Genomic DNA, 20,008 nt, shown 5'->3' on the forward strand with positions numbered 1-20,008 from the left:
GCTCAGTATACATACCGACCGGGCGGTCTGTAAATGGTTAATTAATATTACTTATGCAATTAAGTGCTATGAGCAGTTATTTTTATTTAAGAAAGCTGATTGTGGCGCAAATTAGTAATATATAGGCAGAGCTCGTTGATCACTTTGCTAAACAGTTCTTTGTTTTGTGAACTCTTGCTCAAACTCGATGCACCATGAAAACTGGCAGTGATGAAATAAGCCACTTGGCTGAAATCAAGGTCGGGGCGTAATTGCGCGGAAATTCGTTGTAAATTTATCGCGATGAGTTGATTGAGTTGTTGCTGCATATTGAGAATTCTCAATCTGAAACCCTCATCAATGCCAGACATTTCTTGGCAAAGGTTGTTCAGCGGGCAACCGCAAACAATATCATCACAGCTAGAGTCTGTGCTCATCAAAGTAAAAAACTGACATAATCCTGCAATCGGGTCATCAACCTCTACGGCAGGTTTCCAAGTTTCTAAAAACATTGGCGTATAAATTTCTTCAAATACCGCGTACCCCAACTCCATTTTATTGGGGAAATAGTGATACAAAGCGCCTTTGGAAACTTTGCAACGTTTGAGAATTGAGGACAAACTGGTTGCAGTGAAACCATGTTTATGGATTTCATCAGCACTAATTTCTAATATTGTTTGACGAGTTTGCTCTGCATCTCTCATAGACTACTACCTTAGGTTAACTATTTTATTGTAACCGACCAAAGGGTCGGTTGTAAAATGGTAGTTTTGAGCCGATTAAAATTAACTAGCCGAGAAAATAGCCCCTGTTGATGATAAAAAACCGGCCGAAGCCGGTTTTTTACTTTATTGCTTAGCAATATTACGGACAAATATCTGAGCTAGCAGCGCTATCCAGTGGTAGTGCTGCAGAAACACTGCTTACACAGAAATTAACGCTAACACCGCCTGATACTGATGTGCTGGTAAGGATATCGACCACACCACTGGCATTTGTTAATGCTGAGGCTGATTCTTCCCAGGTACCACTGAAGTTACCGGTCACCGTTGCTCCTGCCACTGGTACGCCAAGATCATCCAAAACGGTTACCGTTGCCTTACCGTATTTCTTACCTTTACCTGCACTCTGAGTTCCCGTTACCACAGAGCTCACTACAGTGCTGGTGGCTTCACCGCCGCTTCCCGAAGTTACAGAAACCAAGGTTGAGCTAGCATCGGTTGCACCTTCGTTATCCGTTACCGTGAGAGTCACCGTATAGTCTCCGGCGGCGATAAAGCTGTGGTTGGCCGTTGCACCTGAGTCAATGTTGCCATCACCATAATCCCAGTCGTAGCTGACGATAGAGCCATCGCTGTCTGAACTGGCTGAGCCATCAAAACTGCAGGCAAGATCGGTACAATTGTTGGTAAAAGATGCTGTCGGTGAACTGTTGCCAGAAGTCCCGTCTGCGCCCAAGATCTCGATGTTATCAATAATATAGGTATCGTTGGTAAATGCATCCGGGTCAATCAGGAAGATGATTGAGTCAACTGCGGTGTCTGCAGTAGCGGCATCGAGACGATCCAACATTTGAAAACGAAGAGTCTGCCAGCCATTGGCATGTTCGATGAAGGCTTCAAATTTACTGTGACGACCACCAGGGTAGTTATTTGGTGTTGCTACACTGCTGTTTTCCAACTGGATCAGCACTTGTTTACCAACCAGTGCAGGATTTGTGTTGTTGAAATCCATACTAATGGCTTTTGAACCGATAACAAAACCGCTGGCATCTGCAATTGCACTGGTACTTGCGGCTATTACATCCCATTGGCTGGCCGCATCGCGGGTATAAGTCAATTCGCCAGCATTTATATTGTAAATGCCAGTACTCGAGGTAATGGTCATATTGGCCGTGCCGTCATAATTTTCAAGCACTGTTTCAGTAGACAAGTTTGGTCCCACAAAAACAGATGTTGGCACCGAGCAGGTGCTGGTTACCGCTGTCAATGTATGATTACTGCTGGCACTACTTTGATGCCACTGAACATCAGCAGAGGTTGCGCTGGAAGCTACTATGGAACCGCCAGTAACCGTCCAGTTAGAGGCAACACCATTGGCTAGAGTGTAAGTCTCTGTAGCGCCAGGATTAACCAAATGATCACCTAACAGAGTAGGCTGGCTATCACCGTAAACCCGTACATAATCTACTTGCAGCGTTTGTGGCAGTGCGCCATTATCAACTGTTCCTCCCCAAGTGCCACCGACAGCCAGATTCAACAAAATATGAAAATTATTCCTGCCATCAAATGGCCAATCTTCAGGGATAAGATCTGTTGCCGTTTTTACCGAGTAAAGCATGTTGTCAACGTACCAGCGGATCTCATCTGCTTGCCATTCAATGGCGTAGGTATGAAAATCATCAGACCATCGGTCTGGTTGCTTCAACATACCTCCTCCGGTATGTTGGTTATTCGGATAGGGTTGCCCGTAATGAAGCGTGCCGTAGGCAAACATAGACGACTGTCCTGTTGATTCGAAAATGTCTATTTCTCCGCTTACTGGCCATACCTCGGTAGGATCCGTTGGCAGCATCCAAAATGCTGGCCACATTCCTTGTCCGCCGGGAACCTTCATTCTTGCCTCAACACGACCAAATGCCCATTCACCACTGCCTGGCATATTCGCTGTACGTATGCGGCCTGATGTATATTGGGTTGCTTTGACCCGCTGTTTTTTGGCGGTGATTGTTAATTGTCCGTTCGCAACGACAGCATTCTCGGCCTTGTAGTACTGAAGCTCACTGTTGCCCCAGCCGCACATCCCCGCCCCCTGATCACAGCCATCACCTAACTGGGCTTCCCAGTTGAGCTGGTCAAGAGCAGAACCATTAAATTCATCACTCCATATCGGAATTTGGCACTGTTGCGCAACGGCCGTGGTGGAGATAATAGAGAGTGTGGAAGCCAACAATAAACGTTTTACCCCCATTGGTGCAATCATAGTGTTTTTCATCTTTTCATCCATTTTTTTTAGTTATTATGCAATGTCTTTTATTTGTGCTCGTTTTTGCCACAATGAATTCTAAGATTCGTTTTATAAAATCAATGAGTGACTAAATTCTGAACAGCAATATTTAATAGAACGAAAAATAATCACCCGGTCAATACGGTTTACGGCGAGATGGACTGTCAAGGAGACGGGTTGGGTAAGCTAATATTGCTTTACGTTGAGCAAGGCGTAACATAGCGCTTTGATCTAGAACGTAAAAATCATTTTTATCTGTTTTGGGGTTATATCAATATAAATTTAGCTTGTGGTGGGCGCGTCTAAGATCGCTTCACCTATCAAACAAAGTTAATAGGGTAGCTTTTTGCAGCATAGCTAGTTTACATCTAAACTGTGATCTTATTCAGTATTAATCAAGTGAACTGTTTGTATCAAATGGCAGAAAAGTTGCTGAGCGTTTAAGTTAGCTCATTTACCATTTCTGTTTTTTATTTAAATGTAAATAAGGAATTACGGTGAAAGCACCGGATATGGATCATAGTCGAACCACGAAATTGGCTACCACTAAAACGTTTCACCGACATCTACACATATTTCGTGCGCTAACCATTATTCTTATTGTTGCTGCACATAGTTGGTCTACGCCGATATTTTATTACACCCCTGATTTTAGTATTGAGCCAAAGCTAAAATTATTATCCAGTGTCACAGAAACCTTGTTTCATGATGGCACTATTATATTCGCCCTTATCTCGGGTTTGTTGTTTTCATTAGTGTTAAGAGGCAAAGGCTGGCACAGGTTTTATGCAAGTAAAATTAAAAATGTGTTATTCCCTTATGTGATAATGACATTTATCTATACCTTTATACATTGGAAAGTAACCTTTATCGGTTTCTACGAAATTAAGCCCGATACTATTATGGGGTATTTAACCGCTGGTTTAGCCAATATCCCATCAGGTTTAGCTGGTTTTCATTTATGGTATATCCCGGTCTTATTGATATTATTTATAGTTACGCCAGTTGTCAGCGTTATAATAAACAAAAAGTCCTGGTTGCTACTCTATCTTATTGTGTTCGCTCCATTTGTGGCATCCCGTGTTTGGCCTGAGTTTAGTTGGTTATCGGTGATATACTTTGGCGGAGCTTACACCCTAGGGGTCTTTATTGGTGCTAACTATGAAAAGTCGCTGCAATTTATCCGGCAACGTACGATAACCTTAGTTATTATTTTTATTGTCACTAGTCTCTTTTTAGTATTTTTTTATCAAATTGATTTTGACAAAATTGGTTTCGTTTCAATACTCGAATCGGTATTTTATTTGCAAAAATTAGCAATGGCTGGGCTGTTATTAAGTATTGTGTATCGTGTTGAAGAACATGTTCCGAAATGGATTGATAGGATTGGAGATTACTCTTTTTCTATTTACTTTATTCACCCGGTATTGGCCATTACCCTGGTGGAGTTGCTAAAATCTCAAGGTTATTTGTCTAATGAGCCATTTTTCGTCATTGTGCTGGGAATGCTGATTTTGCTTTATTGTGTCGGTATTTCCATGCTGATCAGCATGATGATAAAAAGACTGCTTGGCAAATACTCTCGAATGATAATAGGAACTTAGGTTAGGCACTGGAAATATCAGCCGTTGTTGATGCGCATTGGTATTTAGAATCTGTCTTCTGCAGTGATTAACTTCGCATTTAAATAATCTAACTGAGCCTGAATTTTTAATGCCTTAGGTTTAATCGCCTGTATTTCGGCAACGATTTTGGTTACCGAACAGCCCAGGTGCAACAGTAACAGCGCAATAACGGTTCCTGTTCTGCCGGTGCCGCCCTTACAATGAATCGCCACCACCCCTTGGTTATTTATTTCATCCAAAATCGCCTGTTTATGTTTACTCCATTGTCGCTCGAATGGGAGTTTAGGTGCTTCATCGTCAACAATTGGCAGTTGCAGCCAAGTGATTTGCTGTTGATGGCAAATGCCAGGCAGTGCAAGCACATCGTTTGCCATCATCTCTGCATCAGTCATTAAGGTGATTAACATCGAAGTTTGGTTTTGCTTTAACTGCGTTATTGAGTCTTCAAGGCTCATCGATTTGGTGCCAGGGCAGGGGGTAAATATTAGCTTAGAGTCATTACCTAAAGTTAATGTTTGAAATGGGTGTGTATTCACTTACTACTCTCTCGTTAAAAATACAGAACAGTTCTATTTCGAAATTATTATTGAATGATCATCACCTAGTGATCAGGAAATCAATACAGTGGTATTACGCTAAAGTGGATTATTGCAGCGGCAAGGCGAATATAATTCAAAAAAAGGTTCAGCAATTGCTGGACCTTTAGCATTTTTTTGTAGTGCTAAGTTTAAATAGCAATAGTGATGTTACACCTGCTATTTTGATATGTTTAAATCGGTAACATATAATTTATCACCGGCATTTCCACCCACAGCAAATATCGCTATTTGCGTAAGTTTGCTAAGGTTTAGAGGGATATCAGCCGTGTTTATACTTACATCAGACCAGGCACTTGTAACCGTTAGCGGCACTTTATGCTCGGCGCCATCAACAAGGAAATCAACTGTGTATTCGCCCATAGCACCGATGGCAGCAACTTTGAAATTAATGGTGTTATATTCAGCCACGTCAATTTCATAAGTTTGCACGCCGCCATAAATATCGCCCATGATGGCTAATACGGCGCCCCAGCCATTGCCTTTTGTTACTTCAAAAGCATTTAGTCCACTATATGTAACGTCGCCGGCAAGCATTGAGCCTGTTGACCATTCGCTAAAGGTGATATTACCTTCGTTAACTAAGTTATTATCATCAACTCGTAAGTCTACTTCTTCATTAGTAGAAGTAAATATCACAAATTTATCATCTGTACTTGGTTTTGCTGGCGGCTGCGTGCCATTGTCATACATGATCATATCAGTCAGGTATAATTTTTGATTTGACGACACACCATCTGCGTAAACACCAAACACTGCAATTTGACTGACATTGGATAAATCAACGCCATATTGCTCTAGGTTAATATCAATCTCATTCCATTGTGCTTGTTCAGCTAATCCAAAACCAACTTCTTGTGCTGGGCTAGAATCACCAATGGTCGATACAATAGATATCGCATAGCGGTCAAAAGCACCCGAGGAAGCAACTTTGAATTTAATATTGGTATATTTTGCTAAATCAACATCATAATTATCGATGTTTGTGCCGTCTGAAATGTCACCTTGTAATGCCAGTACTGCGCCCCAGCTACCACCAGCGGTAAGCTCTATTGCACTTAAGCCGTTATAAGTAGTACTACCAATTTGCGTACCTGTGCTCCACTCGCCAAAAATTACGTTACCTGCGGCGCTGTTGTTGTCATCATCAACAATCAAGTCACTAGCGACACTTTCATTAGAAGAGATAAAGACAAAATCGTTTTCAAGCTCGCTGTCTACAGCAATACCTTTATCGGCATAAATGGCAAGGTCGGCAATATAGATTTTAGATACAGCAGGGGTACCACCAATACCGTATACTGCAATTTGCTCAATTGACGACAAGTTTAAAGCAAAATTAAACAAATCAACGCTAACATTTTGCCAATCAGAACTACTGTCATCTACCGGTATGGTAACTTTTGAAACGACACCATTGGCGCCTATGGCAATTTCATAACTTGAATAACCGCCGGTTGTGGCAAGTTTAAGCTGCAACGTGGTGAATAGACTTAGATCGCCATTAATGCCGCCGGTAAACGCCAGCACAGTGCCCCAATTTCCCGCTTCAGGTGAATTGCTCCCTGAGGTTATTTCCCAGCTTGTGCTGCCATTATAAACAAAATCTCCAGCTATTTGAGAGCCGGTACTCCATTCATTGACTAATGTTTCTTCAAAATTAACGTCGCTAGTTTCTGTCGCAGAGATAATGTAAAACGAATCACCTGTTGGTTCAACTGGATCAGTTGGGTCGGTAGGATCAGTTGGATCAGTTGGATCGGTTGTAGATGGAATAGGTCTTGGTGCTTCACCTTTAACTAACGTTCCTCCACGTGAAGTGAATTCATCATAGCCAGGAAAAATCGTTGCACAACCTTTACCTGTAGTTGAATCTACTGAACATTCATAAACCCTGACATAATCAATTTCAAAATTATTGTTGGTATTAAATGCCGATGCATCAACACCACCTTGGTTGGTGTTTTCTGGCCAGCTACCACCTACGGCAAAGTTAATTAGTAGGTGAAAACGCTGATCAAATGGTGCATTGTTCCAAACAAGTTCACCGTCAATTACTGTATACCAGCCTTTATGTAACAGGCCATCGGCGTAACCATCGGCGTTTAATCTTACTTCTGTTTTTAATTGCGTTTCATATAACACATCATCAACATACCAACGTATTTCACCTTCTTCCCATTCAATCGCATAAGTATGGAAATCGTCTGCCGGGTTGACCCCGTCAGGTAAAGTGTAATTTAAGCCTGAATGATCGTTATTTGGCCAGCTCTTGCCATAATGCAATGTGCCATAAACATCAGTTTGTACGGCACCGCTATCATCATTTAACGGTACTCCCAGGTTAACCGATTCAAAAATATCGATTTCCCCAGAATGTGGCCAACCACCGTAAGCTTGATCGGTTGGCAGCATCCAAATTGCTGGCCATGAGCCTTGCCCGGTAACTGATTTTGCTCGTACTTCAAAGCGACCATATTTCCAGTCGCCTTTGTCTTTAGTATTTAAGCGTGCCGAGCTATACGGTAACGTTTGACCATTTTCAGACAGCGCAGCTATTTTTAAAATACCGTCTTCAATGTAAGAGTTTTCTGCGTTACTGGTATAACATTGTTTTTCGTTATTGCCGCCACCGTTACAATTTACTTCGTGGCTCCATTTGGCATCGTCAATTTCATCAGCTGAAAATTCATCATTCCACACCATAACCCATTCGCCGCCGGTTCTAGCAACACTAACGGTGATAGTAAAGGTTTGAGTGGCATCATCGCTACCATCACTTGCCATTAATGAAATGGCATGGCTACCAATATCACTGGCTGAAGGTTCGCCTGTTAGTAACCCTGTTGTCTCATTAAATGTTAACCATGTAGGTAATGCGTTTACTGACGAAAAACTAAGTTCATCAGCATCAGCATCACTGGCTGAAAGCGTATAGTTATAAGTTGTGTCTAATGATGCTGTTAAAATCGCCGTACTGGTAATTACCGGCGCATTATTGGTCGGCGTATTATCACTTGGTGAATTATCAATCGGTGGAGTATCAACCGGCGTAGTATCACTTGCTGGATTATCAACTGGAGCGGATACTCCATCTCCATATTTGGTATCAGCACCACAACCCGCTAGGGTTAAACTGGCTAAAAGAAGTGATAATTTAAAATTAATATTTATCATAAGTAAATGCCATCTTTTTGTTAAATTGGTTATCGGTATATAAAAAATCGCTAAATAACGGGCTGATACCAACTTAACTTGATTGTTAAGTTAATCAATAGAAATGCGTTGAGGCGGTTGTTAGGGTGAGTTAAACCGGACTTTACCGTTATCTGCTTGGATTTGTGCGGGAAAATGTTCTATTGAAGTGGATTTAAAAAGGCTTACAACATGCATTGTAAGCCTTTTTATTTCTCCTCAGCTTTTAAAGTATGAGGGCTAGTTTACTACTACGCTGACTTCATCCCAGTAGTAAGTTTTCTCACCAGCGGTAGCACCATCAGTGCCGAAGTTAAAGAATATAGAAGCTTTATTAAATACCCAATCGGCATGAATTAAAGGCTCTGTACCTGTTGCTTCATTGTTGAAGTTAAACGTTAATTCTTCCCAAGTATTTGCAACTGTGGTTACCGTTTCTGTTTCAACGGTATGAGTAACATCGTTACTATCTTCAATTTTCAATCGAACTGCTATACCAGCATCTGGAGAGTAAACCCAAACTTTCATGGTATTAGTCGTGTTAGACGGATTGATTGGAATTAGCGTTGCAAATCCAGAATCTGTACCCATCGTAGTACCGGCCCATAATGCTGCGCTATCAGATTTAACTGACATAGCAACAGTGCCATGAACACCAGCAGGATCGGCTACTAATGTTGTGGTATTACCGCCAAAGTCCGTCACCGTATAATCAACATCTAGCGCTTCAAAATCTAACGGTAGGTCAATTTGATCGCCCGATGGTGCTGGTGGTGGTGGCGTTGAGTTACCATCATTTAAAATGGCTACGTTATCAACGCGATATACAGCGCCTGTACCCGTACCCCAAGCTGGGAACATCATTACAACATCAATGGCACTTACATCTAAGCCGGCAGTCGCTAAGTCTGCAATGTTGTAAGTATAAGTTTGCCATGTATCTAATACCGGAGCGACATGACCTTCTTTGCTGGCTGATAAATCAAGTTCTACTGCAGTGGCTCCTTCGTTACTTTCGATTTTAAATTTCCACGCCGTATCACCAGGTGATGCGATCATTTTCAAATCAAACGTTACGGTTCCTGTGTCAGCAATTGGACTGGCATTAAATGGTAAGCCGCCTACTGCACCATGAGCTACTCGAGTACTAAAGCCCATTACCGTGTCGCCGCCAATACTAAATTCAATAGTATTAGTATGATCAACATCATCTACAGCGATTGCTGGAACAGAGCCTGCACAACAATCCCATGCTAACCAGTCAGCACGATTGGTTTCATCGAAGATAATAATTTCATCAGGTTGTGGCTCAACTGGTGGCTCAACCGGAGGTTCAACAGGTGGTTCTACAGGCGGTGTTACACCTGTTGGCAAGAATTGCACATTATCTACACGGTAAACCGCGCCAGTACCTGTACCCCATGCAGGGAACATCATTACTACATCAATAGAACTTGCATCTAAACCTGCCGTTACTAAATCGGCAATGTTAAATGTGTAAGTTTGCCATGTATCTAACACTGGTGCCGCATGAGCCTCGATGCTAGAAGATAAATCAACTTCTACCGCAGTTGCACCCTCGGTACTTTCAATTTTAAATTTCCAACTAGTATCACCAGGTGAAGCAGTCATTTTCAAATCAAAGCTAAAGGTGCCATCAACAGCAATTGCAGTAGCATTAAATGGTTCGCCATCAACTGCGCCATGACCGTCACGACTACTAAAGCCCATTACCGTATCACCATTAATGCTAAATTCCATTGCATTAGTATGATCAACATCGTCTACAACTAAAACTGGTGTAGAAGCTGCACAACAATCCCATGCTAACCAGTCAGTACGAGCGGTTTCGTCGAAAATCATCAAGCCTTCTACTGGTGGCTCTACCGGTGGTTCTACAGGCGGGTTTTCACCATCTGAAAAGCGTAGGTTATCGATTAAATACACGGCACCTTCACCAGTACCCCAAGCAGGGAATACCATTAGTACATCAACGTTTGTGATGTCTAAGCCTGCTGTTGCAAGATCAGCAATGTTAAACGTATAAGTTTGCCAAGTATCCAAAACTGGTGTTGGATGAGCTTCGTTGCTGCTTGATAAATCTACTTCTACTGCAGTAGCGCCACTATTACTTTCAATTTTGAATTTCCAAGCTGTATCACCTGGTGATGCAGTTAGTTTTAAGTCAAACGACACTGTACCTGTTGCTGCAATTGCGGTTGCATCATATGGCATAGGGTTAATTGCACCATCACTAGCACGAGAAATAAAGCCCATTACCGTAGGTGATGCGCCAATACTGAACTCTACAGCATTGCCATTACTACCGCCGGCATCAACTAGCGTTGGCGTAGAGCCTCCACAACAATCCCATGCAGGCCAGCTTTCAAGAATATTGTCGGCAAAGATCACTAGATCAGTTACTGGCGGCTCAACAGGTGGTTCAACAGGAGGCTCAACAGGCGGTTCTTCGCCAACTGCTACTACACTGATATCGTCTAGGTAGACGGCTCCAACTTCGCCACCCATATCAAATAGTACTCGGCTATTATCATCACCAGCTTCAGGCGTGATGGTATAAGTGTAAGTAACCCAATCTGTTGTTAACGTTACTACTTCGGTAGTCGCTGTCCACGGATCATGGTTAAAACCAAGACCTGCAACAATCGTACGAGGGACCTCTGCTTTTGCTTTAAACGTTAACGTATAAGCTTGACCTGCTTCAAGTGTCATCACTTGGCTTAAGTTAACGTCCCAAACATTACCGGCTGTGTCAACCGTAGCTTGGAAAACGTTATTGTCACCTTCGGCGATAATAGCACCTGAACCCGGCATAACCCAACTTGCGGCATCATCGAAACCAGCATTCACCACTAATTCAACTCCTGGTTCAACAGGTGGCTCTACTGGCGGTTCAACCGGTGGTTCAACAGGTGGCTCTCCACTCGTTACTACGCTAACTTCATCCCAGTAATAAGTTTTCTCTCCAGCGGTTGCACCGTCGGTGCCAAAATTGAAGAATATCGAGGCTTTATCAAATACCCAGTCGGCATGAATTAATGGCTCTGTTCCTGGCGCTTCATTGTTGAAATCAAAGGTTAATTCTTCCCAAGTATTTACTACTGTGGTTAACGCTTCTGTTTCAACAGTGTGAGTACCATCGTTACTATCTTCAATTTTCAAACGAACCGGTATACCGGCATCAGGAGAATAAACCCATACTTTCATAGTATTCGAGGTGTTTGACGGGTTGATTGGAATTGCTGTTGCAAATCCAGAATCTGTTCCCATAGTAGTACCCGCCCATGCTTCTGCAGAATCAGATTTAACTGACATAGCAACAGTGCCATGAGCACCTGCCGGATCGGCAACTAATGTTGAAGTATTGCCACCAAAGTCGGTTAGAGTGTAATCAACATCCAGAGCTTCAAAGTCTAATGGGTAATCTATTTGTGGATCAACTGGCGGTTCAACAGGTGGCTCTACTGGAGGATCTATTGGAGGAACTGTTGGAGTAATATCATCGGATTCAAAGCTTACATTATCAACTAAGTATGTTGCTCCTTCACCTGTGCTCCAGGCTGGAAAAACCATAATGACATCAATTATAGAGGCATCTAAACCCGCGGCAACTAAATCCGTTAGGTTAAATGTATAAGTCTGCCATGTATCTAATACCGGTGCAGCATGTGCTTCGATACTCGTAGATAAATTGATTTCAACGGCCGTTGCAGCGTTATCACTTTCAAGTTTCAGCATCCAATCAGTATCACCTGGGGAAGCTGTTAATTTTAAATCAAAAGAAAATGTACCATTGCCAACTAATGCAGTTGCATCATAGGGTACAGGGTTCACGGCACCATCACCTGCACGAGCAATAAAGCCCATAACAGTTGGTTGTGCACCAATACTAAATTCTACGGCATTGCCGTAGTCACCGCCGGCATCAACTACCGTTGGTGTAGAGCCGCCACAGCAATCCCATGCTGGCCAGCCAGGTAATGGCGTATCAGAAAAAACGACATAACTTACCGGGTTTTTAACCACACCATCAACTACAGTAATGGTAAATGTTTGGTTAGTTTCAAACTCACCATCACTCACCGTAAGCACAACACTATGCTCACCTAAGTCGTCATTAGTAGGAGTACCAGAAAGCACGCCTGTTACGTTATCAAAGTTTAACCACACAGGTAATGTTGTGGCACTTATGGTTAATTCGTCACCTTCATTGTCACTCGCTGCCACTGTGTAGCTATATGATCCGCCCACTGAAACATTTTCAATGGCTGTACTAGTAAACGCTGCGGCTTGGTTTCCTGCGTTTACCGTAATGGTAAATGTCTGTCTTACCACATCCATACCATCACTAACTGAAAGGGTTATATCGTAGGTTCCTGCATCTGTTGTAGCAGGTGTTCCTGATAATATGTTGGTTGCACTGTCAAAAGTTAGCCAGTCTGGCAGATCACCTGCACTTGCTCTTAAAGTGGCATCGGTATCGGCATCACTTACAACAAAGGCGTAAGAGTATTCAGTACCGGCTGCAATAGTAAGTGCAGCCGTACTATTAATTTCTGGCGCGGTATTCTCTGTAATTGTCATTGGTTCGTCTAATACATCAGTATCATCCGATGAATCACTGCCACCACAGGCTGTCATTGCTAGCGATAAGCTAGCCACTAACATGGTCTGTTTAAAGTGGTTTCTTTTATTTCTTTGTTTCATTATTTCCCCACTGAACCTCGTTGTAAATATTGATCATTAACTTTGGTTACTCATTTTTATTTTTCATTCATATGAATAAAAAATATCCACGTTGACCATGGAACAAACATTTTTAAGAGGCAATGATAAAACGATGAAGGGGTATTTCAGCTGCGATGAATTGGAAAATCATGTCTTTTTAAGGGGATATATCAATATTTTAATCGCAAAAGTACAGCGCAGTTTACTTAGGCTGCGTATGGTGAACTCCGCCAAATATCCGCTTTACCTTAACGGTAATCCGTTTGGTCTTATTTAGCTTGCTTAAATAATAGGCCGGAATATTGTGAGTTAGTACAAAATTACAATAATTTAAGCTCGGAGAACGGCTTTGAACTTACAGCCAATTTACAAATTACCTAAAAGCATAAGTTTGAATTTCAAACATTGCCTTGCCATCTTTTTATTTTCCCTATTAACGGCATGTGGAGGCGGGGGCAGTGATAAAACTGAAATCGAGAATACTCCACCAGTCGAAAATACCACACCTGCAGATGAGCAAGATAACTCTGCAGAAGAACAAGATAATACTGAAACAGAAATACTAGATGTTGATAATGATGGCGTTTTAGACTCTGTTGATAGTTGTCTTGATTCAAAACCAAATGACCTAGTCGATGAAACTGGTTGCATCAACACAGAAGAAGTTGTCGATGAGTTCGTGGAAGTTGCAGTCGATGCTGGTATCTTAATCGCCGGTAAAGATGCAGGCAATCCAGGTTTTACTTTATATGTGTTTGATAACGATTTAAACAAATCAGGCAGTAACTGTATTGATGGTTGTGCGGTAAATTGGCCGCCATTGCTGGTTACCGATCAAGTGGCTACTGGCATTGAGAATTTAACCACAGTTATACGTGATGACGGTGCTTTGCAGGCAGCTTATAACGGTAGGCCACTATATTATTTTATTAATGATGCGGCTATCGGTGATACAAAAGGTAGTCGGGTTAATGGCTGGGATGTACAGCCCGTTAATAGTGATTCAGTAGACACTGATAATGATGGTGTAATAGATGCTATCGATGTTTGCCCTGATACAGAGCCGGCTGTTGAGGTTGATGCAACTGGTTGTGCCATTGTGGTGGAAGTGCCTAGTCCGTTAATAGAAGTTGATGTTGCTAATGGAATCTTAATCGCAGGTAAAGATGCACCAAACCAAGGGTTTACACTCTATGTATTTGATAATGATTTGCAGCAAACCGGCAGTACCTGTAACGGTGGCTGCGCGGTTAATTGGCCACCATTATTGGTTACCGATGAAGTGGCTAATGGAGTAATAAATTTAACCACAGTGGTACGTGATGATGGCACTTTACAGGCGGCATACAAAGGTAGACCATTATATTACTTTATTAATGATGTTGCCGTTGGTGATACCAATGGTAGCCAGATAGATGGTTGGGATGTACAACCATATAGCGTCGATGTATCTCTTGGTGATATCGTGCCTTTATATAATGACACTACAGTTCAAGAGCCGGCAATTATTTATGAAACTAATGACGCGGTAATTACGAAGTTTGCCGATAGAGGACGAGACCGACACGCCAAGGAAGATCAATTTCAGCAGTATGATCACTACCTATCGCATTATTGGACCCACCGTACGGCGCGTTTTAAATTTACTGATCACGTTGCCAAAGGTGGCTCAAGCATTAAGGTTGAATGGGTTTCAGAATGGAAGTTACAAGCATTAGAATTTAGGGCCTGGTATTCAGGCATGAACACCGTTGCACAATATCATGGTAATTATGAACCCGAAGTGGTTGTTGAAGGGCATGGCACTTATGATAATGATTTAGTACAAACCAGCACGACAGGCGAGCAATATAAATACTCACTAACCATCAATGATTACAGAGCATTAAATGGCAGTGTATCGCCATTAGCTATAGGTCAGCATATGGAAATTGAAGTGAGCCAATTTCTTGATGGCGTGCCTGAAGGCAGAAGCAATTATTATGGTACGACTTATCTTTATCAAGTAGGTAAAGGCGGCATGGTACCTTGGAAAACCCTTGGCGATTTTGATGATAAATCTTCAGAGCGTGAAAATTCACACCCGATTGCCAAAAGCGGTTGGTTGGGTGGCAATACTACTTTACCTTATCAATATACCAATGAGCCAAATGATCATTTCATGCAAATGGCCACCAATTTATCTAGCGTTAACGGTCAGCCATTTGTGCTCGGTCGCCGTATTTTGCATACCTCATTTGTTAATGGTCAGCATGATGAAGACCCGGCTAACGGTAGCTTTGCTGAATTGAGCGGTAAAGCCGGTACGCATTTTGTTAACGATAGTTGTTCGAGTTGTCATGAACGAAATGGCCGAGCTGCACCGGCAGAAGTTGGTGTAAATCTGGATAAATGGGTATTTAAAATTGCCGATAGCAATGGTGAACCAGATGCTGAAAGAGGAAGAGTATTACAGCCGAGCAATGTAGGTAATGTTCAAGGAGAAGGAACTGTATCTTTAGCGGCTTGGACAGAGTCTAATGGTTTGCGTTCGCCAAACTATCAATTTTCTACCGGTACGCCGGCTAAGTTTTCTGCACGGATTGCGCCGCAGTTAGTGGGTATGGGATTATTAGAAGCAATACCAGAGCAAAGCATTTTGGCACTCGAAGATGTAAATGATGAAGTTGCCCCATTTGGTATTTCAGGTAAAGCGCAAAAATCGACAGACCCAGTAACCGGACAAACTCGTTTAGGTCGGTTTGGTTGGAAAGCGGGCGCGAGTAGCGTGAAGCATCAAATCGCCGGAGCATTAAATACCGATATGGGGGTGATGACCAGTGTTCTATCCAACCCAGACTGTGGAGCCAACCAGCAAGCGAGGGGCGAATGTGGCGTAAACACTGTTGAATTAGCTGATCAACACTTAGATAACCTGGTTAAGTATATTGCTCTATTAGGCGTAAGGGCGCAACGTGATCTGGATGACACGCAGGTGCAAAACGGACAAGCATTATTTTCAAACATTGGTTGTAATGATTGCCATGTTGAAACTCTGACTACCACTGAACACCATCCACTAACGGAATTAGTCGGTCAAACGATTCACCCATACACAGATTTGCTATTACACGACATGGGCGAGGGTTTGGCCGATAACTTAGGAGAAGGCCTTGCTACAGGTGCTGAGTGGCGCACCACTCCATTGTGGGGCATAGGTTTATCTGCCTGTGTTACCGGTGGCGTAATTAACCCTGTTGGCGGTCAAGGTAATGAAGTATGCACGCCAGTACACAGCTACTTGCATGATGGCCGCGCCCGCACTATTGAAGAAGCAATCCTTTGGCATGGCGGCGAATCACAAGCATCAAAAGTGAAGTACCAACAGCTTAGCACTAGTGATAAAAATGATTTGTTGAGTTTCTTAAACTCGCTATAAGATTATTAGATAATAGTTGATATAAATGTAGGCGTTTATATCAATTAACATCTGAAGACCTATAAATTAGAACCGAGTATTTATACTGTTTCCTGTAGAACTTAGATGATAAGAAGCCAACGAGAAATAACAAAACTGGTCACTCGTAAATTGATTAGGATCTTTCTAAGATTTTGATTATTGTCAATTTGAAATCATCAAAAAACCAAAATAAATCACCATTTTCCCGATGAAAATCGGGAACTCGAATTTACAACGCAATACTAGTCTGATGTTCACTAGGGTGTTGCCGGGATAGGAGGTAGCTCTCCTTTAGATTCCATCTTCCTGATCTTTTCTCGCTCTGCCTTAAGATGAAATTGCATTGTCTGCACTAGCTGTTGATATATTGGCTCATCATAAAATACGTGATGATCAGGATCATTAATAAGTTTCTCTGAATGCCAGCCTTCTTCAACAACTTCAGAAAAAGCGGCCAATGCGGCCTCTTTATTTCCCATTGCCAAGTAAATTTTAGCCTGCCAGTTGTTATGATTATCCGCCCAACCCCAATGTATTTCGGCCTGAGCAGCTATAAGGCTGCCTTCTAATAGCCTAGTCGACTGCACTATTTTTCCTTGTTGCTTAAGCAATCTGCCAAGAGCTAATGCAACGACAAAATTGGTGGTATCTACATTCACATCGGCCTGAAAAAGTTCCGGGTAAATCTTTTGATAATACTCTATCACTTCTGCTGAGCGCTGTGTTTGTAAACTGGCTTTCATTAGGTTGTACATTGACAGGTTAGCCAGCGCGAAGTCTTTTGATACCTTAAAGTACGAATCGATTGCTGCATTATGGTCGCCGCGAAGTTCATAGATTAGTGCTTGACAATAATTTGCCCCACTAAACTCCGGTGCAAGCTCTAATGCATGGTTAAGCCATGCTATTGCTTGCTCATTATCGCCTAAGTGAATATAGGTCAAGCCCATTAACATTGAATTAAAAGGCACATCAGGATCTAGTTGAATGGTCCTAGAAAGTGAGCGCAGAGCTTCTGCAATTTTATGATCACCGTAGAATTCAATAAAAGTTAATAATCTATGGGCGGTGGCATAAGTTGGTTTTCGAACAATAATATCCACTACTATTTTTCTTGCTTCATCGAAACGACCCGCCACGATAAGTGCCTGGGCTAGAGCGGCGGCCAAGTTATCATCTTTTGGATTTAGAGTGTAAGCCTTTGATAACAAGATAATTGCTCGAGGAATATTGTCTAAAGATCTCAAATATAATTCTGCATATGACGCATAAGCTTCGGCGTTATTGGGGTTTAGCCTAATTGCTCTTTTAAAAGCTGAATCAGCAGCTTTAAAGTCTTGTTCATAGATCTTAAGTCTGCCAATAGCTCGATACAGTTCACTAATGTTGCTATCAAGTTTCATCGCGATTGCGATTAAAGATTTAGCTTTCGCAATCTGTTCATTGGCCGGTAGGCCAGTCCAGAAAATTTGTCCTACCTGCAAATTAGCTAACAGTGCATAAGCAGTGGAAAAATTAGGGTCTAGATTTACTGCATGCTCTAAATGCACTATGGCCTGCTGATGACCTTCATGAGTGTTTTTTCTACTGCTTTCTTTAGCCCGAAAGTATTCTTCTAAAGCTGACAAGTTTTGGGTTGGTAGCTTTTCAATGTAAGCTATTTCTCGTGGCAAGAGTACAGTTTCAAGTGCCGCTGCGATGGTTTTCGCTATTTCTTCTTGAATATCAAAAACATTTTTAGCGGTGAGTTTTCTGGTATAGCTCTCAGCCCAAATATTTTCATCGGATAAGGCATTGATTAAATGAACATTGATACGGATTTGGTCCGTTGCCCGTTGCACACTACCTTGCAATATTGTCGTCACTCCCAGTTCTCTGCCGATAGTTTGTACATCCTTACTACTGTTAAGGTAGGTCATAACCGAAGAACGCGATATTGATTTGACGGCACTAATTTTTGAAATGTGCACCAGTAAATCATCGTGCACGCCCCTGGTAAAGAATACATCCTTTTCTAAATCGCTATGATTTTTAAACGGCAAAACAGCAATGGCTTTAGCGATGTGATCGTTAGCAGCATTACTTACAGCAACTTCGCTAACAGGAGGCCAGATTTTATAACTGATAATAAAGATTAGCAGCAAGGTTACCGCAAATAATGGCCCTAAATAACGTTTAGGGTTGAATGGTAAAGTTCCCGGGCTAGTAGCTTTAACATTGGCTATAGACGTACTTGAGTGATCAATTTTATTAGGTATTACTACGTCGGCAATAAATTGATAACCTCGCCCTCGAGTTGTTTTTATAATGATTTGCCGTTCACCGTCATCCCCTAACGCAGCACGTGCACATTTTATATTATTGCTTAAAGTGGCATCACCGACTTCACGACCAGCCCAAAGATTTTTGAATAATTCATCTCGCGATACCAATCTATTCCGATGTTCAATCAAGTATAAAATTAAATCAAATACATGGGGTTCTACCAACTGCGGCACGCCATTTATCTGCAAAGTGAAGTTTTCAGTATTTAGCTCACAGCTATCGAACCTGAATATCATTTGGTTTGTGTCATCCTAGTTGGCATTTTAACGTTGCTCAACCTATTTATTTTTACTAACGATAACAATGAGATATTAAATCAATAGGTAATCCATAACTATTCCATAGCTATTAATAGATAACGAATAGGTTAAGCAAATTCACTCTTACTATAGTGAAAGTGTAGTCTAGCTTTTGTAACAATGTTCATAAGGCATTTTTGTTGCGAACTAATAAATTGTTTTAATTAACTAAGCTCAATGATGGCAATCTACATGCTGTCATGAGTAATGATAGGAGTACGAAGTTATGAAACCAATGACATTACTACTAATTATCGTGACTATTTTCATGGTGAATAGTGCCTACGCCGCTCAATATAAATTTATTGCCAAGGATGATTCTATCTACACCAAAATGTGTGTGCTTGCTGGAAATAATGAGCAAAAGGCACTAAAAAGAATCTTGAGGCGCCATAGAGATAGCGAAAAGAGTATTACAAATAGCACCTTTTGCAATGATATGTATATTGCAAATTTTGCCCAGAAGTATAATGCCAGTATGACTTTCAATTACTTAAAAAGGCATACCTATAGAAAAAACCTAGATAAAGCATCTGACATAACGATTAAGGATATTGTGACTCGTGTCACGGAGGATAATTCAGCGGAAGAAATTATTTTAGTTTATGTTGGTCATTAGGTTTTGAGTAACTACCTAGAGTGGCTAATTGAATTTAGCCACTTGGTTGGAGGTGATAGTCATACAAATATTACAACCAATCGCAATTTTTTATTCAAGCGTAAATTGTGCGGGGATATATAAGGAGCTCTGTGATTGGCCAACAGCAATTAGATGTGCGTATTCCTATAATCGGT

General features: G+C 41.7%; 9 protein-coding genes. 3 read left to right on the plus strand and 6 right to left on the minus strand.

The genetic code is table 11. The features are described from left to right. Window positions 1-86: 86 nt before the first annotated feature. The gene (locus RI844_RS17060; RefSeq protein ID WP_348395851.1) at window positions 87-683 is read right to left on the minus strand and encodes a TetR/AcrR family transcriptional regulator; all 597 of its coding nucleotides are present in this window, start codon (window positions 681-683) and stop codon (window positions 87-89) included. A 160-nt stretch (window positions 684-843) separates the two neighbouring features. After that, window positions 844-2,973 carry a family 16 glycosylhydrolase gene (locus RI844_RS17065; RefSeq protein ID WP_348395852.1) on the minus strand — a complete coding sequence of 710 codons (2,130 nt, stop codon included), beginning with the start codon at window positions 2,971-2,973 and terminating at the stop codon, window positions 844-846. 509 nt (window positions 2,974-3,482) lie between these two features. Here RI844_RS17065 and RI844_RS17070 point away from each other — a divergent pair. Beyond that, window positions 3,483-4,589 (plus strand): acyltransferase, encoded by a 1,107-nt coding sequence (locus tag RI844_RS17070; protein WP_348395853.1) that lies wholly within the window; start codon window positions 3,483-3,485, stop codon window positions 4,587-4,589. Between the two features lie 44 nt (window positions 4,590-4,633). Here RI844_RS17070 and RI844_RS17075 read toward each other — a convergent pair whose 3' ends face one another. From RI844_RS17075 to RI844_RS17085, 3 genes are all read right to left on the minus strand, one after another. Beyond that, on the minus strand, window positions 4,634-5,146 hold the full coding sequence (locus RI844_RS17075) for a phosphatase domain-containing putative toxin (RefSeq protein ID WP_348395854.1): 513 nt from the start codon (window positions 5,144-5,146) through the stop codon (window positions 4,634-4,636). 219 nt (window positions 5,147-5,365) lie between these two features. Next, window positions 5,366-8,383: a family 16 glycosylhydrolase gene (locus RI844_RS17080; RefSeq protein ID WP_348395855.1), complete on the minus strand. Its 3,018-nt coding sequence runs from the start codon at window positions 8,381-8,383 to the stop codon at window positions 5,366-5,368. 258 nt (window positions 8,384-8,641) lie between these two features. Then, complete coding sequence (locus RI844_RS17085) at window positions 8,642-13,129, minus strand: putative Ig domain-containing protein (RefSeq protein ID WP_348395856.1); 4,488 nt, start codon at window positions 13,127-13,129, stop codon at window positions 8,642-8,644. Window positions 13,130-13,541: 412 nt separating this feature from the next. Between RI844_RS17085 and RI844_RS17090 the strand changes: the two genes are divergently transcribed. Beyond that, entirely contained in the window at window positions 13,542-16,568 is a 3,027-nt protein-coding gene (locus RI844_RS17090; RefSeq protein ID WP_348395857.1) for a di-heme oxidoredictase family protein, read from the plus strand. 278 nt (window positions 16,569-16,846) lie between these two features. On the opposite strand, the gene RI844_RS17095 is transcribed toward RI844_RS17090, so the two are convergent. Further along, the gene (locus RI844_RS17095) at window positions 16,847-19,150 is read right to left on the minus strand and encodes a tetratricopeptide repeat protein (protein ID WP_348395858.1); all 2,304 of its coding nucleotides are present in this window, start codon (window positions 19,148-19,150) and stop codon (window positions 16,847-16,849) included. 289 nt (window positions 19,151-19,439) lie between these two features. On the opposite strand from RI844_RS17095, the gene RI844_RS17100 reads away from it, so the two are divergent. Beyond that, on the plus strand, window positions 19,440-19,832 hold the full coding sequence (locus RI844_RS17100) for a DUF3718 domain-containing protein (RefSeq protein WP_348395859.1): 393 nt from the start codon (window positions 19,440-19,442) through the stop codon (window positions 19,830-19,832). The last annotated feature ends 176 nt before the right edge of the window (window positions 19,833-20,008 follow it).

Origin of the sequence: Thalassotalea fonticola, from assembly GCF_032911225.1 — a bacterium.
In the GTDB taxonomy this organism is placed as follows: domain Bacteria; phylum Pseudomonadota; class Gammaproteobacteria; order Enterobacterales; family Alteromonadaceae; genus Thalassotalea_A; species Thalassotalea_A fonticola.

Excerpts from the sequence above, each read along its gene's own strand:
- RI844_RS17060 (WP_348395851.1), bottom strand. The coding sequence starts at position 683 with ATGAGAGATGCAGAGCAAACTCGTCAAACAATATTAGAAATTAGTGCT.
- RI844_RS17065 (WP_348395852.1), bottom strand. The coding sequence starts at position 2,973 with ATGAAAAACACTATGATTGCACCAATGGGGGTAAAACGTTTATTGTTG.
- RI844_RS17080 (WP_348395855.1), bottom strand. The coding sequence starts at position 8,383 with ATGATAAATATTAATTTTAAATTATCACTTCTTTTAGCCAGTTTAACC.
- RI844_RS17085 (WP_348395856.1), bottom strand. The coding sequence starts at position 13,129 with ATGAAACAAAGAAATAAAAGAAACCACTTTAAACAGACCATGTTAGTG.
- RI844_RS17095 (WP_348395858.1), bottom strand. The coding sequence starts at position 19,150 with ATGATATTCAGGTTCGATAGCTGTGAGCTAAATACTGAAAACTTCACT.
- RI844_RS17100 (WP_348395859.1), top strand. The coding sequence starts at position 19,440 with ATGAAACCAATGACATTACTACTAATTATCGTGACTATTTTCATGGTG.